Annotated in this window: 14 protein-coding genes; 8 read left to right on the top strand and 6 right to left on the bottom strand. The window is 29.4% G+C overall.

Annotated features, from left to right (window positions below; all coding sequences use genetic code 11):
* Nucleotides 1–21 precede the first annotated feature (21 nt).
* A complete protein-coding gene (locus tag GCL60_RS06280) occupies nt 22–960 on the top strand; it encodes a hypothetical protein (protein WP_153419330.1) in 939 nt (312 codons plus the stop codon).
* Between the two features lie 15 nt (nt 961–975).
* Here the strand turns inward: GCL60_RS06280 and GCL60_RS06275 are convergent, their stop codons facing one another.
* Nucleotides 976–1,203 carry a hypothetical protein gene (locus GCL60_RS06275; protein ID WP_153419328.1) on the bottom strand — a complete coding sequence of 76 codons (228 nt, stop codon included), beginning with the start codon at nt 1,201–1,203 and terminating at the stop codon, nt 976–978.
* A gap of 14 nt (nt 1,204–1,217) precedes the next feature.
* Entirely contained in the window at nt 1,218–1,814 is a 597-nt protein-coding gene (locus GCL60_RS06270; RefSeq protein WP_153419326.1) for an RNA polymerase sigma factor, read from the bottom strand.
* A 163-nt stretch (nt 1,815–1,977) separates the two neighbouring features.
* Between GCL60_RS06270 and GCL60_RS06265 the strand changes: the two genes are divergently transcribed.
* The 6 genes from GCL60_RS06265 to GCL60_RS06240 all read left to right on the top strand — a co-directional run bounded on the left by GCL60_RS06265 (nt 1,978) and on the right by GCL60_RS06240 (nt 7,700).
* Entirely contained in the window at nt 1,978–2,298 is a 321-nt protein-coding gene (locus GCL60_RS06265; RefSeq protein WP_153419324.1) for a hypothetical protein, read from the top strand.
* Nucleotides 2,299–2,376: 78 nt separating this feature from the next.
* Nucleotides 2,377–3,258 (top strand): MNIO family bufferin maturase, encoded by an 882-nt coding sequence (gene bufB, locus GCL60_RS06260; protein ID WP_153419322.1) that lies wholly within the window; start codon nt 2,377–2,379, stop codon nt 3,256–3,258.
* Nucleotides 3,215–3,967, top strand: a complete 753-nt coding sequence (locus GCL60_RS06255; protein ID WP_153419320.1) for an HvfC/BufC N-terminal domain-containing protein — start codon at nt 3,215–3,217, stop codon at nt 3,965–3,967. The genes bufB and GCL60_RS06255 overlap by 44 nt, the downstream gene beginning before the upstream one ends.
* A gap of 1 nt (nt 3,968) precedes the next feature.
* Nucleotides 3,969–4,424: a DoxX family protein gene (locus GCL60_RS06250; RefSeq protein ID WP_161998102.1), complete on the top strand. Its 456-nt coding sequence runs from the start codon at nt 3,969–3,971 to the stop codon at nt 4,422–4,424.
* A gap of 466 nt (nt 4,425–4,890) precedes the next feature.
* Nucleotides 4,891–6,681, top strand: a complete 1,791-nt coding sequence (locus tag GCL60_RS06245) for a PepSY domain-containing protein (RefSeq protein WP_153419316.1) — start codon at nt 4,891–4,893, stop codon at nt 6,679–6,681.
* Between the two features lie 119 nt (nt 6,682–6,800).
* Nucleotides 6,801–7,700, top strand: coding sequence for a substrate-binding domain-containing protein (locus tag GCL60_RS06240; protein WP_153419314.1), 900 nt, complete (start codon nt 6,801–6,803; stop codon nt 7,698–7,700).
* Here GCL60_RS06240 and GCL60_RS06235 read toward each other — a convergent pair.
* Genes GCL60_RS06235 through GCL60_RS06220 form a run of 4 tightly spaced genes read right to left on the bottom strand, consistent with a single transcriptional unit; the run spans nt 7,697 to nt 15,759 of the window.
* Nucleotides 7,697–8,740: a pyridoxal-phosphate dependent enzyme gene (locus GCL60_RS06235; RefSeq protein ID WP_153419312.1), complete on the bottom strand. Its 1,044-nt coding sequence runs from the start codon at nt 8,738–8,740 to the stop codon at nt 7,697–7,699. The two genes, GCL60_RS06240 and GCL60_RS06235, sit on opposite strands and share 4 nt — an antisense overlap.
* Before the next feature lie 7 nt (nt 8,741–8,747).
* A complete protein-coding gene (locus GCL60_RS06230) occupies nt 8,748–11,183 on the bottom strand; it encodes a tetratricopeptide repeat protein (protein ID WP_153419310.1) in 2,436 nt (811 codons plus the stop codon).
* A complete protein-coding gene (gene mfd, locus GCL60_RS06225; RefSeq protein WP_153419308.1) occupies nt 11,164–14,700 on the bottom strand; it encodes a transcription-repair coupling factor in 3,537 nt (1,178 codons plus the stop codon). The genes GCL60_RS06230 and mfd overlap by 20 nt, the downstream gene beginning before the upstream one ends.
* Nucleotides 14,701–14,736: 36 nt before the next feature.
* Nucleotides 14,737–15,759 carry an NAD(P)H-dependent glycerol-3-phosphate dehydrogenase gene (locus GCL60_RS06220; protein WP_153419306.1) on the bottom strand — a complete coding sequence of 341 codons (1,023 nt, stop codon included), beginning with the start codon at nt 15,757–15,759 and terminating at the stop codon, nt 14,737–14,739.
* A gap of 192 nt (nt 15,760–15,951) precedes the next feature.
* On the opposite strand from GCL60_RS06220, the gene GCL60_RS06215 reads away from it, so the two are divergent.
* Nucleotides 15,952–16,920 (top strand): AAA family ATPase, encoded by a 969-nt coding sequence (locus tag GCL60_RS06215; RefSeq protein WP_153419304.1) that lies wholly within the window; start codon nt 15,952–15,954, stop codon nt 16,918–16,920.

Below are 16,920 nucleotides of genomic sequence, written 5' to 3'. Positions count from 1 at the left end.
TATCAAGGTGTTTTATTAATTATGAATAAAAAAAAAATTATCAGTTATTTTATATTAGGTATAATATCTTTTATTGTTTTAATATATCAAACATTTCCCTATTCTTTAGTTAAAGAAAATATTGTTTTAGAAGTTCAAGGTATTTTAAATAGATCTAAATTCCCTCTAAATTTTTCAATTAAAACATTAAAGCCTTATTGGTTTACTGGTCTTGAGCTCCAGGGGATAGAAGTTTCAAATAAATTTGATTCCAAAGGTGCTTTATTAATAGATAACGTAACAGCTAGGCTTTCTATTTTATCTTTATTTATTGGAAATATTACTATTAATTTAGAGGCAAAACAAAATAATGGGGTTCTTCAATCATCAATCACATTGCCCTTATTTTCAGTTATTTCTGGAGATGTTTTTATTAAAAAAGCCGACGCGAATTTTAAAGATTTCATGCTTGATAATATTTTCAACCAAATATTGTTTGCCGTTAAGTCTTTTGAAAAACCTGAATTAGCATTAGTTCTTCCTATTATTTCAAAGACTTCTTTGGGTGGGAAATTAAATGGTAATATAGATTTTCAAGATAAGACGTTTGCAAAAGTGAATTTAAACTTAAAAAATGGTTATTTAAATATGGCAAATGAATCATTAAATATTCCCAAACAAATTTTTTCTAAGGCAATGTTAGATTTAAATTGGAATGGCAAAAAGATAAATATATCTAATGGAACAGGATTTAGTTCAGAAAATATTAAGTTAGAAACTAATGGGGCTATTGATACTCCTGCCGATCCAAAACTACCTTGGCAATTAAATTTAATGATAAATCTTGTTATGACAGGTGAAGTAGAAAAAGATTTTGGTTTTATTATTCCTCAACTATTAAATTGTCCTTCAAACGTCATTTTAGCGGGAGTTATGAAAATAAATTTAGTTGGTGATTCAACGGGTTTATCATGCCAATAAACTATAAAAAAGGTATTAATCTTTTTTATAGTTTTCTTTTTTAATTTCTTCTATTTCTTTTTCAGTTATTTCCATTCTTTTTTCAAAAACTTTTTTCATATTTTTATTTATAATATCTAAATGCTTTTTATATCTCATACAATTTTCGCACAAAAACAAATGGAATTGTATTCTAGCTTTTTTAATAAAAGAAATATCTTCACTTTTACTTAAGATTGTTACGATTTTTTTACAAGAACCCATACTATAAGTTACCTTTACATTTTTTTAACTTTGCCTTCAATGCATTCACGTAGTCTGTTTTTTGCTCTATAAATAATAACTCCAAGATTTGAATAGCTTAAATTTAATAATTCACAAATCTCTGAATTCTTTTTTTCCTCAATTTCTTTTAAAGCAAATGCCATTTTTAATTTAAGAGGCAAACTTTCAAGGCATTTTTCAATAATTTGATTTGATTCGGCGCCTAAAAGAAATTTTTCAGGATCAATTGGGGGTTTCACCCAATTTCCTTTATGATCGAATCTTTCATTCATAATATCATCAACAACGTCAGGACCAAGGAATTTTTTCTGTTCTCTGCGAAATTCAGATGCTTTATTGTATAATATTCCAAATATAAAAGTTCGAATATGTGATTTTCCTTTAAATTCGGAAATGATTTCATATAAGGTTGTCCAAACGATTTGAGTTAACTCTCTGGAATCATTTCTATTAAATCCTAATCCTAAAGATGTTCTATAGAGCTGCTCTGAATAAGTATTTACTAAGCTATTAAAAGCATTGTGTTCTTTATCTCTTAATTGAGTTAAAAACTCAGTAGAACTAAAATTAAGATTTGATTTGTTTTGCATATTTTAATGAAGTCTCTTGTAATAGGCTAAAATTAAACAATAAAAATTAATTACACAATTTTCATAAAAAATTAAATAAAAATTTTGTAAAAAATTGGTGTCCAAGCTCACTAACATACAGAACGATTCATTGGGAATCGTTTATAACATAGGGAGAGTCTATATGAGTAAGAGTCAATTTTCAAAAGTTTTAACTGGTGCTGTTGTTTCGGCAATTTTATCAAGTGGTGTGGCCTTGGCGCAGGACCAAGCACCTAAATCTGCTACAAATCCTTCTAATCCAACTGAAAAAAATGGATGTAAATCAAGCGATAAAAAAACAAAACAAGATAAAAACTCATGCTCAGGCAAAGATGGTTGTGGACAAAAAGAATCTAAAAAAGACAAAAACTCATGCGCAGGTAAAGATGGTTGTGGGCAAAAAGAGTTGAAAAAAGATAAAAACTCATGTGCAGGTAAAGATGGTTGTGGGCAAAAAAAATAAATTAAATAATATTTAATTTATTTTATGGTCCAGACTTATATTTTTTTGATACAATTATTCATAAAAAGGTTTTGAATTATGATTAGCGGCTTTAAAGATCTTGGTGTTGGAGTTGGACTTCGTCCACAGCATTACTATGAGTTTTTAAATCAAAAACCAAAATCAGTTTCATGGGTTGAAGTGATTTCAGAAAATTATATGGACTGGACTAATAATTATAAGAATGAACGTCCTTTTAAAGTTTTGGAAAATGTTAGAAAAAATTATCCTGTTGTGCTTCATGGTGTTTCTTTAAATATTGGTTCAGTAGATCCTGTAAATATTGCTTATTTAAATTCATTAAAAGAGTTAATAAATAAAATAAATCCAGCTTGGGTTTCCGATCATTTGAGTTGGTCAGGTGTATTTAATGAAAATTTTCATGATTTATTACCTCTTCCCTATACTGAAGAAGTCTTAGAGCATGTAGCAAATAAAATTCTACAAGTTCAAGATATTTTAGGTCGCCGCATTTTAATGGAGAATCCTTCGACTTATTTGCAATTTATTCAATCCGAAATAAGTGAAGTAGAATTTTTAAATTTATTAGTTAAAAAAGCGGATTGTGGTATTCTTTTGGATATTAATAATGTTTATGTGAGTTCTAAAAATCATAATTTTAATGCATTAGATTATTTAAAAGCAATACCAAAAGAGAGGGTTTGTCAAATTCATTTAGCGGGGCATACTGATAAAGGAACACATCTTGTAGATACACATGATGCTCCAATTTGTGATGATGTATGGGATCTCTATAGATGGTCTGTTGGTCATTTTGGAAATAGAAGCGTTATGCTTGAACGCGATGATAATATTCCAGAATGGGATGAAGTTCAAAATGAAGTGTTGAAGATTGCAGAAATAAGGAAACAAGAAAATGAAAAATCTTTCATTCAAGATACTTCAACAACAATTCGCTGATTATTTAAAAACCGGAGCAAATGAAATTGAAAATGTAATTTTAGATCAATTACCAATTTCTGTATTTGAAAGATTATTAGTATATAGAACAGCATATAATCAAAGAATTTATTCTTCTTTAAAAGAAGATTTTCCTAAAATTTATGAAATATTAAATGAAGATAATTTTAATAAATTAGTAGAAGAATATAGAATTAAATATCCTTCTACGTACTGGAGCTTAGGTGAGTTTAGTAAGAACTTACCAGATTTTATAGCAGAATCAAATTGGGGTAAAGAAATTAAGTACATGGAAGATTTAGCTAAATTAGAATGGATAAAATGTTTATGTTTTTTAGCTAAAAATTCAGATTACTTTAATTTTTCTTCAATTGCTTTAGTACCAAGTGAAAAGCAGAATAAAATTATTTTAAAATTAGATTCTTCCGTGATTTTTTTTGAATCACCTTGGGCTTTGCATAAAAAAAGCATAAAAAAATCTATTTCAAATAAAATAAATTATTACATAATATATAGAAATAATGGAATAATCAATGTGGAATGTATTTTAAAAAAAGATTGGAATATTCTTCAAAAAATTTCTCAGGGATTGAATATTGAAGAAATAGTTGAAAAAACTCAAGTATGTAATGAAAAGCAAATTTCCAAATGTTTTTCAAATTGGGTTAAAAAAGGTATTATTAGTCACTTTATTTATCGTGGGGAATGAAATGTTAAAAAATTTATATTTAGAAAAATTCAGTAAATTTTCTGAAAATTTACAATTATTGGTTGTATTATTAATAAGAATTACGATTGCAGGAGTATTTGTTTTTTCCGGTTGGGGAAAACTTATGCATTTGGATAAAACAATAGACTATTTTACAAGTTTAGGAATGCCATTTGCTTCAATATTAGCTCCTTTTGTTGCAAGCTCTGAGCTTATATTTGGTTTTTTTATCTTTATTGGTTTTGCAACTCGAATTTCTGCAATACCATTATCAATAATTATGCTAGTAGCTATTATAACAGCTAAATTAGAAGAAATTTCATCAATAAGTTCCTTATTTGGATTAAATGAATTTCTATATATTATTTTGCTTTTGACTTTAATTACAAAAGGAGCTGGAATATTATCAATTGACTCAGTTTTGAGAAAAAAAATATTAAATTGTAAACGGTTTTAAAGAACCTATTTTTTTACTTAAATACTCCAAGTATTCTTCTTTTGAATATAAATTTGATAATATGTTTTGAAGGGTCAAATCTTTTCTCGTTTTTTGTTATTATATTTTGATTTATTATGTATTTTTGAGGATAGAAAAATTCATTTTTATACATTCATAATCTTTCTAATATAAAAAATGAATTGCCTATTTTGGCAATTTAAAATTTTATTATTAAATTTTAATTTTAATTGCAAATTATAATACCTAATTTATTTATATATAATTTGTACTTCATTTTTAATTTTATAAGATATATTTATTATTAATATTTTTTAATTTTATTGATGCAAAAAAAAAGTTATGGTATTTTTCTAATCTTATTTCCGTAACGATAGAACTTGTTCGCATAAAACTTTTTAAACTAGCTTATTTAAGCATTTAAATTTACGTGCTTAAAAAGCGATTTATTCAAGGAGTATTTGCATTGAGTTATTTGAAATTTCCTTTAAAAACTTTAGGTCTTTCTCTTTTTGTTACGATAGCATTAAATGCTTCAGCTGCGAGTAATTCAAATTCATCAGAATTAAAACAAAATTTGAGTATTGGGGTAACTCCACAAAAGTATTTACAAGAAACCTTTGATGGATGGTACCATTCAGATGGTACTGCTTCTATTATATCAGAGCCAAACTATCAGTCCTTAAATTTTGTTTTATCTGGTGAAAGTGAAGAGGACAGTAGAACTTTAGTTTTAATAGCAAAAGATTACATAACTCAAAACGCAAATAAATTTGGATTGAATCAAAAATCAATTTCTGAATTGACTGTTACTTCAATAAGACAAAATAGTGATTTTTCTGTTGTTCGCTTAGAACAAAAGGTGAATGGACTTTCTGTTTATGGAAGTTCAATTGCAATTACAATAAATAGAAATAGCAAAATAACTTTTGTTGCAAGTAATACAATTACTGGAATTGATTTTGATAAAAAAATGACTTCAAATAATAAATCTAAAATAACTAAAGAACAAGCTATAGCAATAGCTAGTTCTTATTTAGGATTTAAAGAAATTAAATTTAATAAAGCTGAATTAGTTTTTTATAAAGAACAAAGTGGAAATCAATTTGAAACTTGGAAAATTAGAATATCTCCAAATGGAGGAAAAGCTTCTGATTGGGAATTGCTAATTGATAGTTCTACTGGAAAAATTTTAAGAGCAGAAGATAAGCTAAGAAGAATTGAGGGAAAAGGAATGGTTTATAAACCAGATCCTGTTACGGCAACTCATCATATTTATGGGGACAAAGGTTTTGTAGATAATACTGATTCTCCAACATCAAGTAATACATCTCAAATTCCTAAAGATTCCCCTGTTCTAACAGCCGCAAGATCAAGTGTTACTTTAAAAGATATAAAACTTGTTAATGGAAAATACATTTTAGAAAGCAAGTATGCAAAATGTGATGATACAGAGCAACCCAAAGATAATGCGTGTCCAGCTGAAGTAAAAGCAGAATTTAATTATACAAGAACGAATAAATATTTTGATGCTGTTACGGCATTTTATGCAATTGATACCTTTATGCGTTATATAAATGAAACTTTAAATGTTAAAGTAACGCCTTATCAATATAGTACGGGAGTTAGTTTTGATCCTCATGGTCTTAATGGTGAAGACAATTCGCATTATTCTGATGCGTCTGGGAAAATGGCAATGGGTCAAGGCGGAGTAGACGATTCGGAAGATTCCATGGTTGTTGTTCATGAATTAGGGCATGGGATTCATGATTGGATTACACATGGTAATGCAGGCAATACGGATGAGGATGGAATCGGTGAGGGCACGGGCGACTATTTAGCTTCTGCCTATGTTCGTGACCTTCCTGAAAATACTTGGAAACCAACGGATCCTCAATACAATTGGGTTATGCGTTGGGATGGTCATAATCCATTTTGGCCCGGTCGTGTTTCTAACTGGAATATTGGTAGAAAATACCCTACTGATGTTGTGAATACGGGAGACTCACATAAGTCTGGACAATATTGGTCCTCTTGTAACCTTGTTGCACGTGATAAAATTGGTGGTGTTGCAATGGATAAGGCATTTTTGAATGGTTTATCTAAAACAATAGAAACTACAAACCAAGTAGGAGCAGCACAAGCTATTATCAATGCGGCAAAAGATATGAACTATACAAAAGATCAAATTAATGCCATTGCCTATGCATATAATACAGCTTGTACCTATAATGTTAAGGTACCAGTAACAGAATAAGTTTTTTTTATAAAAATTAAAATAGTATTTGCTTCTAAAATTAAAATAGATTAATTATAACTCTCAAGTTCTAAATAAAAAATATAATAATTTATCCCTTACTTTGGGAGTTATAATCTATGAAAATAATCAATTTATTATTTTTTGTTATGATTTCTGTATTTCTATATTCATTTCAAGATAATCAAACTCAATCAGTTAAAACAAGTGATATACCGAAAGAAGTTTATGGTGATAAAAATACTTCAAAAAAATTAAAATTAAGCAATGGGGGAGCGGGTCCAACAGGAATTTTGAAAGAACTAGCAAATGATTATTTATCTATACATAAAGATACTAACATTGCTATTGAGTGGTATCAAAACATTTCTTTAAATAGTTTGAATCTTTTAAAAGAAAAAAAAGTAGATATTGCTTTGATTTATGAGCCAATTGAAGCAAAAAAAGCGATGAATGAAGGATTGGTAAGTAATTTATCTACAATATTTAATGATCATTTTATTATTGTTGGACCAAAAAATAATTTTGTTAAATTAAATAAAAATGATTCTCCAGCAAATTCATTTGCAAAAATATATAATTACTCAGAAAAAAATCCTGGAAAAAAAGTTTTTTTATCAAGAAATGATTTTTCAGGAACAAATGAAAAAGAGAGACTTTTATGGAAACTAATACATAAAGAACCTTATTCAGAGAATTTAGAATGGTACTTTAAATTTTCTGTATTTCCTGAAGATGCTTTATTAAAAGCAGATAGTGAAAATATATATACGATAACAGACTGGGGAACATGGTTAAAGGCTTCTCACAAACTGAAAAATTTAATCGTGTATATAAAAGGTGGATATGAACTTTTGAATCCTTGTGTCGCTTTGTTACAACAAAACCCAAGTACGGAATCCATTGAATTTTTAAAGTACTTAAAAAGCGATAGATCTCAAAAAATAATAAAAAACTTTGGAAAAGATAAATATAATGGGAGTGCTTTTTTTACAGAAGCAAATCAAATAGATTTTTAGTTTGAATCGCAATATTTATTATAATACTTAAATAGTTCATTCTGAAATCCAAATAAACTAAGTCCTCCTCCAGAGTGAATAAACAAAATATTTCCTTGTAAGTCATTTTTTTCTATAATTTTTTTGCCTTCATGAAATAGTTTTGCACTATAAATGGGATCGGTAATAATTCCATTATTTCTACAAATATCAATTATACTTTTAAATATGGATGCATTTGTAGAGCCAAATGATTTTGCAGAGCTTGGAAAATACAATTCGTAGTCAGATAAAGTATTTATTTGAATTTGAAATTGTTTTTGAAAATAATCTAAATAAAATTGGATTGAATTGTTAAATTCATCTTTATGACCTGCAACTTGTAGAACATGTATTTTGGTGTTTTTGTTTAAATAAGAGAAACCTAAAATTAAAGAAATAGCCATTAAACCTGTTCCAGAGTCTACAAAAATATGATTAAATTCTATATTATTATCTCTCTCATTTTTTATAATATCAAAACATAATGAAAGAGCTCCTGGTAAAGCCTCTTTCATATTTGCTCCTTCTTGAATTATTCCAACATTAATTCCTTTTTCTTTTTTATGTTGACAATAATTTTCAATAATTAAATTTAGACTACTAAAATCAGATTGATTTAAAAAATGAATATTATTTTTATCTATTAATAAAGAAGTAAGCAAAAAATTACCACGCCTATTTTCATTTTTTATTTCTGGTAGAAATAAAATGGGTTGTATATTATTTTCAATTAATAATTGAGATGCCGTAAGTATATTATTTGAATATGCGCCTCCGATAACTATAACTTCATGATATTTGTTTTGTATTAAAAAAGGAATTAAAGATAAATATTTTCTTAATTTAGATCCGCTCGCTCCAAAGCCAAGCTCATCATCTCTTTTAACATAAATAGAATTTAAACTTGAAAAATTCTGTAATTTATGAATTCGCGATGTTGATGGATAATTTGCAAAAGAAAATGAGTAAACTTTTTCTTTAAAAGAATTTAGTTTATTTAATTGTAATTGAGATTTCATGAATTTCCTAAAAAATACCTGTTACAATAAGAGAGGCTCCAGGCCTATATACATTTGTATTATCTGGTAAAACCCGATCATATTCAAATGAAGCGCTAAATGTACCAATTAACCAGTCTAGTATAAAGTAATTTATAGCTGCTGTTGGAATAAATTTATATTTGCTTTGAATAGGTGAGATAAAAGTATATAAAAAGTCGAATGTAGTGCCAAATTTTAAACTTGTTTTTGAATTAATGGAATAACTTGCAGAAGGAGTCGCAATGATTTCAAAAGTACTTCCCACTGTATCTGAAGTATTAAACATAATTTGTTCTTGGCCTTGAAGATTTAAATCCAAAACAAATGGTCCGTATTGTCCTAGTCCCAATGAAAAATACTGATTGTAAACTAAACCGCTTCTTTGATTTGAAACTGTTCTATCAGAAATATCTATTTGTACACCTGCATTTAATTCAAGTGATTTATAGACTCCTCCTCCTAAAAAATAAAGATTATCTTGTTTATTATCAACAAAAACAGCACCACCCGTTTGGTATATACGCACGGAATCGTGTTCTTTTTTTTCTTCGTCTTTCATCCAGCGTCTTGTTTCATAAACGCTGCCTTCTAAAACAAGAGCATCTAAAGAACTATAATCATTTGTTAAGTTTTTTATATAAAAGAGCTTTGCGCCTCCTCCTAAAAACCAACCATCATTATTTGATTCTTTTGAACTATCATAGGAGTAAACGCCTCCTGCGATGGATCTAAAAACACTTTTATCGGTGTATTGACTTGGTAAAGATTGATTTTGTGCAATGGATAATACATTTGAGTCATATTGAATTCCTAATGGAACAAATAGGCTCCAAGGTTTTTCAATGTTAATTCTTTTTAAAAATTCAGCTGCAGATTGTCTTAATGAAGGATCAAGTTCTGTATCCCAAACAGCACTCTGAAACGTATTTTTTGCTAACAGCATTTTATTATTAAAAAAATACGGAACACCAACATAATACCCGTATTCATGATCTACTTTGCTACCTTTTGGAATATTTTTATGGGCAAGTAAAAATTCATTTTCAGCATAGGGATAATTTTTTTCTTCAAGATAAATTAATCCAAGTTGCCAATGAGCCATTGGAAAATTACTATCCATTTTTTTAGCGTGAATAAAGTATTTTTTTGCATCTTGGTTTTGATATAATCCTTTTTTTGCAAATCCTAAATAATATGAAATTCGAATGTCTTTATCTATTAAATTTTGAAGAGGGGTAAGAAGATTTAACAATTCAAAATATTCTTCATTTTCAGCTAAAATAGCAGCTCTATCTAAAATTTCGGAAAGATTATCAATGTTTTTTATTTCATATCTTGCTTTTAATTCTTCTTGTGTCGTAGTAAAAGCAATAAAATAATCTATTGTCGAGCTATTTGGTGTTGCTAATGGTTTAATTGTACCGTCTTCATAAATTGTGAATTCAAGACCCGTTCCTAGTTTAATTTTATCATCATTAAATTTTTCGGATTCCTTTATAAAACGAATATTAGGAATAAGCTGAGCTTCACCGCTAAATACGATTATTTTAGTAAATAGTTTATTATTTTCTTTTCCTCTTGTCATAACGACATCTGCACCACGAGAAACAAGAATACTTATTTCTTCTGTTTCAATTTGCATTTTGTTCGTAAAGCTTTCTGTATTTTGATCGGTATCATTTCTACCACCAGAAGCTTTCACTCTTAAACTTCCTAAATTTAATTTAGCTTTTCTTAATTGATCATCATCGGTAGGACTTTGAATAGATAAATTTGAAGAAGGTAACAAAAACCATAAACCTGATTCTGAATCTGAAATTTTTAAAGTGTCTAAATTATCTGTTTGGAAAATCCCATTTTTCCAATTGAAAAATCTTGAAACAGAACCAATATAAAGAATATAATCGCTTTGAATAAGTGTTCCTTTACCAAAAATAGCAGAAACTTTTTGACTTGAAAAAGAATCTATTGGGTCATTTTTGGGCTTAACATATTCTGTTTCTTTGTTTAAAGATTTGGAATCAAACCCTTCTTTAGAGCGAATTTCAAATTCATAGGTATATGTTGTTCCGCCATATTCGTTATAAGTAATGATGTCTAGAATGGGCGCTCTATCCAAATATTCTGATTCTTTAAGAACAATTGGGCAATAAACTCCCGTACATATTTTTTTATTATTAATAGACCATATTATATGAGAATTTTGAGAAGAATAATCATCGCCAGGTGTTACTTCTAGTAAAACTTCTTTATCATAGGCGGCCTGTATATTTAAAGGGGGGCCCGACCGCAACGTAGGAAGTTCTTCTTTTATAAAAGTCTTAGGCAATTGAGCATATATTTTGTTTTCAAAAAAAGAAAAAAGAATAAAACAGAATAGTATAATGATAAAGAATAAAAAATTATTTTGAATTTTCCTCATAAGCTTCCCCAGCAAGGAGACTTAAAATTCTCTTTAATTCGGTAATTGTTCCATTACTATCCTGAATAAAGTTCTTTTTACGAATGGCAAAAATAAGTCTACCATCTGGAGTAATGCGCATACCCTTAACTTTGCGATTGCAAACATCGAGAATGCGTTTTACGAGTTGTTCACTTGATTCATCATAGGAGTCCGGCTGTAATACCCCTTTCCCAAGACGCACTTCTGTAGAATCATCTCCTACAATGAGTGATATTGCTCCCAGGGATAATAACCATCTTCTTATTCGAGCAAGTTCGGATAAGTTTTTCACTTCAACAGGAATAGTTCCAAAACGATCTTCGCATTCTGTGATAAGGTTTTGCAATGCGCTTTCTTGACGAGCACCAAAAAAACGACGGTATGTTTTTAAACGTTCTCTAGAATTTTCAACATAATTTTCAGGTATTTGTGCAATAAGAGGAATTTGTATTTCTACTTCGGTATGATTTGTTACTTTATTTCCGCCAAGAGTTTTAATTGCGTCATCTAACATTTGTAAGTATGTTTCCAATCCAACATCGCTTACTTTTCCACTTTGTTCATCACCTAATATATTTCCTGAACCACGCATTTCCATGTCATGACTTGCAATAACAAAACCGCTTCCTAATTCTTGATGTTCCTTTAATATTTCAAGTCTTTTCATTCCTTCTTGATCTTCTTTTGCGTTTTGTGAAGTTAAAAAATAAGCATAACCTCTTGTTGACCTTCTCCCAACGCGTCCTCTTAATTGATAAAGCTGTGCTAAACCAAAATAATCTGCATTTTGTACAATAATCGTATTTACATTTGGCATATCTATACCAGACTCAATAATTGTAGTGCATAATAATATATTAAATTTGCCATCTAAAAATTCAATTATGGTTTTTTCAAGATCTTTTTGAGTCATTTTTCCATGACCTATGCATATTTTAGCGTTTGGAACAATTTTATGTAAATATTCGTAAACACTATTTAGCTCTTCTACCCGATTATGTACATAAAATACTTGTCCACCTCTATTTAATTCAAACTGAATACTTTCAATAATAATGGATTCTTCAAAAGGACAAACAAATGTTTTTGTTGCCAAGCGTGATTTAGGTGGAGTCGTAAGTAAACTTAAATCTCTGAGTCCTACCATGGCCATTTGTAACGTTCTCGGAATAGGAGTTGCTGTCATGGTTAAAACATCAACTCCGTAGGACATTGATTTAATTTTTTCTTTTTGTAAAACTCCGAAACGCTGTTCTTCATCAACAATTAATAAACCTAAGTCTCTAAAATCGATGTCTTTAGATAAAATGCGATGAGTACCTATTAATATATCAATTTCACCTTTTTTGAGTTTTTCTAGAATTTTTGAAGCTGAAGTAACAGAACGATCTAATATACAAATATTTGCAGCAAAATCAGAGAATCTTTCTACTAACGACCTATAATGCTGATGGGCTAATACAGTTGTAGGAACTAGCCAAGCCACTTGTTTTCCATCTAATATACTTCTATAAGCGGCACGCATGGCAACTTCTGTTTTGCCAAAACCAACATCTCCACATAATAATCTATCCATTGCTTTAGGCTGATTCATGTCAGACATAATTTCTTTTATGGCACGCAATTGATCTAAAGTTTCATCAAATGGAAAAGCATCTTCAAAAGAAATATAATCTTCATCAATTTTAGAAAAAGCATGGCCTGGTGTCATGGCTCTTTTTGCTTGATGTTCCATAAGTTCTTTAGCTAGTTTTTCAACATCAATTTTAGCTTTTGCTTTTCTTTTTTCCCAAGAAGTTCCTTTTAAACTGTCTAATGAAGTTCCTTCTGAAGAGCCAATATATTTTTGAATTAAATTTAATTTATGAACAGGTACATATATTTTATCATTTTCTGCATATTCTAAAGCAAGAAAATCACCCGTGATATCCAGAATTTTAATGGTCATCAAACCACGAAAACGTGCGATACCATGTTGAACGTGGACAACAAGATCACCTTCGATAAAATCAGAATATTGTGCGGTTAAAAATGCTTCTGAATTTTCTTTGGAACTTTGTTTAGAGTCAATTTCTGTAAAACTCTCAAACTTTTCTGCGCTTGCGACACCTCTGATCCAATTTTCAGATATAGCTAATGTTTTTGATTGGGGTAAATAAAAACCTTCTTTTGAGTTAAGTAAACAACAATGAATTTGTTTTGTTATTTTATTACCTGATAAATTATGTGATAGAATATCTTTTATTTTAAATTTTGGAATATTAATTTGATTTTTGTATTCATTATTAATATTAAAATATTTTGATGATATCCCTATAAATTCTAGAAAACTATCATTTGTATTGGCAAGTATTAAAATATTTTCAATTTTATTTTCTGAAAGCAAGTTATTTAATTTTTCAATTCTATTAGATAGTTTTTGTTTTTCAATTTGTTTTAAAACTTCAGAAATATCTTTTGGAAAAGAATATCTAGATTTAATAGAATTTTCTTCTGTCATATATTGTTTTGCTTTAAATATATTAGGAAAAACAGATTCTATTTTACCTACAGGGTAATTTTTTCCAAAAGCAGCGGAGTATGAATTTTCATATAATTTTTCAATTTCATGAATAGATTTTAAAAAATGTTCTTCTTCACCAATAAAGCCTATAGAAAGAATAGTATTATTTTTTATTGATAATTCTTTTATATAATCATGAAAGGATTGAAAAACATCTTGAGAAAACATATAAAAAATATCATCAATGCCAGCAAAAGGAACATTTGCTTTTAAGTCTTCAAGTAAATTTGAACGGCTTACGCCCATTACTTTTTGATGTAAAATAGCTGTATTAAATTTTTCAACAGAAATTTCTATTTGGCTTTTATATGGCCATACAAATTCTCTAGAAGGCAATATTGTTACTTTATTTAAAGTTTGAAAGGATCTTTGATCAGAGGGGCGAAATGATCTTATTTTATCAACCGCATCTCCAAATATTTCAATACGAGAAGGGGTTTTTTCTCCTGGAGTCCAAAAATCAACAATTGAACCTCTGACACAAAACTCACCTACTTCTTCTACTCTTTGAACTTGTAAATAAGCTAGTTGGGATAATTGTTCAATAAGGAGATCGGGATCGAGATCGTCACCAACTCTTATTTCATATTTATTTTTTTGAATCCACTCTATAGTTGGAAAATTTCTTGTGAAACCAGCAATACTACATATAATAACTCTAGGGAAATGAGATGCTAAAAGAAAAGAAGCTTCTAATCTTTTAGCAATAATTTTACGAGCAGATTCAAATCGAAAAACACCTGCTTGAAAAAAACCTGGGATATAAAGAATATCTTTTGCAGTTAAGTATTCATCGGAAGCATTTTTAATAAATTCTTCAAATTCTTGGGCTTCAGCTTCTGTATTTGTGATAATAATTTTTGTTAACTTAGGATTTTCTATCAGTGTAGCAATTGTTTCTATCAGACTAGATTCAACCGAAAATAGATTCATAAAGTAAAGTTTCCTAATTTTGAATAATAAAAATTTTCACCAATTAAATTCAGAGCCTTGTTGCCGATCGTTTAATAAAGAAACAGCTTCTATAATGGGAGTGTCTTCATATAAAACTTTGTAGGCCGTATTTATAATTGAAGTTTCAATTCCAAGTTTTTTGCTAAGTTCATTTGCGCTATTTGTTGTAGCGATTCCTTCTACGACTTGTGCCATACTTTTTAATATATTTTCTTTGCTTTCACCCTGCGCCATTCTTAAACCAAATTGTCTATTTCGTGATAAATCACCTGTGCATGTTAAAATTAAGTCACCAACTCCACTTAAGCCTAAAAATGTCATAGGATTTGCGCCTAACTTTACTCCAATACGAGCAATTTCGGCGAGTCCTCTTGTTATCACAGCAGCTCGTGCATTATTCCCTAATTTTAAACCATCAACAGCACCTGCTACCATTGCAATTACATTTTTAAGAGCACCTGAAATTTCAACTCCAATAATATCTTTTGAGTCATAAATTCGAAAATATGGGCGATGCAATAAATTTGAAGCTAAATTTAAAAGATCTTCGTCTTTTGACGCAATAACAACACAAGTTGGTAATCCTTCTAACATTTCTTTTGCAAAACTTGGACCACTTAGGGAACCTATGGAAGCATTTTCTTGCCAGATATTTTCTAGAATTTGAGATGGTAATAAAAGAGTTTTTTGTTCTATTCCTTTAGCAGCTGAAATGATATTTATTTTTTTTGTTTCTTTACCATTATTTTGTTCAGTCTTTTCCCAATGTCGATACATCCATTCGTTCACATTTCTCAGACTTTGACAAGGGATTGCTAGTATTATTAATTTATAATCACTAAATTTTGAATTAAATTTATCGAATGTTTCCATTTCACAATGTTTAAGAGTATTATGACGCTTAAGGGATTCGAATGGATCTGCTTCTCTAGCAATGATTTTTACTTGATTTGAAGGACTATGAATACAAGCGGCGATTGCTGTTCCAAAGGCACCAGCTCCTATTACGAGGGTCTTATTTTTATTTGTTAAGGCCATAGTAAGTATACTCCTTTAAGTTTCTTCACTGCTCTCAAGTACCTTTAATTTATAATTTAGTGAAGGCTTCTTTTTTAGATTCTTTAAATCAAATGCCTGCTTTATTTGATGTCGTACTTTCTGGCTTCCCCTTTTTCTTCTGAAAGGTTAAGCTAGGCATAGTCCCCTTAATTAAAGAAGAGGTTTAAATAAATGCCAGATTTTCAAGAAACATCTTATGCATCCCAAAAATTTGTAGAACTGCTGAATAACAAAGTTTTTGGACAAAGTGAAATTATTGAGCATATTGTCGTTGCCGTGATCTGTAATGAGCACGCTCTTTTGACGGGTGCTCCAGGTGTGGCAAAAACGACTTTAGTTCGAAATATAGCTTCCGCATTGGGAAATAAATACAAAAGAATTCAATTCACACCCGATTTAACACCATTTGATATTTTGGGTGGAGATACAATCCAATTTGATGAAAAAGATCCAAATTTAAAAAAAATTGTTTTTACTCCTGGCCCTATTTTTTCCCCATTTATTCTTGCAGATGAAATTAATAGAGCTTCTCCAAGAACACAATCCGCTCTTTTAGAGGCTATGCAAGAGCGTCAAGTGAGCATAGGTGGTGTTTCGAGAGCATTACCATCTCCTTTTTACGTGTTTGCAACGCAAAACCCAATAGAGAACGAAGGAACTTTTCCTTTACCAGAAGCACAACTCGATCGATTTTTATTAAACCTAGAAATTCCTTACCCTGATTTTGATTCCGAAATAAAAGTAGCGTGTTTACCAAAAAAAATAGAAGATTTAACCGCATCTCCTTTTGCTAAAACATTATTAAATTCTAGAGAAACTGTTGAAAATGTTTCTATTAGTAATGAGCTTTTAAGTGGTGTTGTTCGAATTGTACGTAACACAAGACCGCAGGAATCAAAATTAAATGTAGCAAAAGATTATTTAGATTTTGGTGCTAGCCCAAGAGCAACGCAAGCATTGCTAGTCGCAAGTAAGGCAATTGCTTTAATTCGAGGAAAAACAGAGGTTCAATTTGAACATATAGCTGAAATAGCACCTGCCGTATTAAGGCATAGATGTATTTTAAATTTTAGATCTCTTTCTGAAAAAAGAAGCTCTTCAAATATTATTAATCAGATTGTTCAAGAAACAATTCTTTAA

This window comes from Silvanigrella paludirubra, assembly GCF_009208775.1.
GTDB lineage: Bacteria > Bdellovibrionota_B > Oligoflexia > Silvanigrellales > Silvanigrellaceae > Silvanigrella > Silvanigrella paludirubra.
The sequence above is the reverse complement of the archived record's forward strand: the minus strand, read 5'-3'. Positions and strand labels throughout refer to the sequence as shown.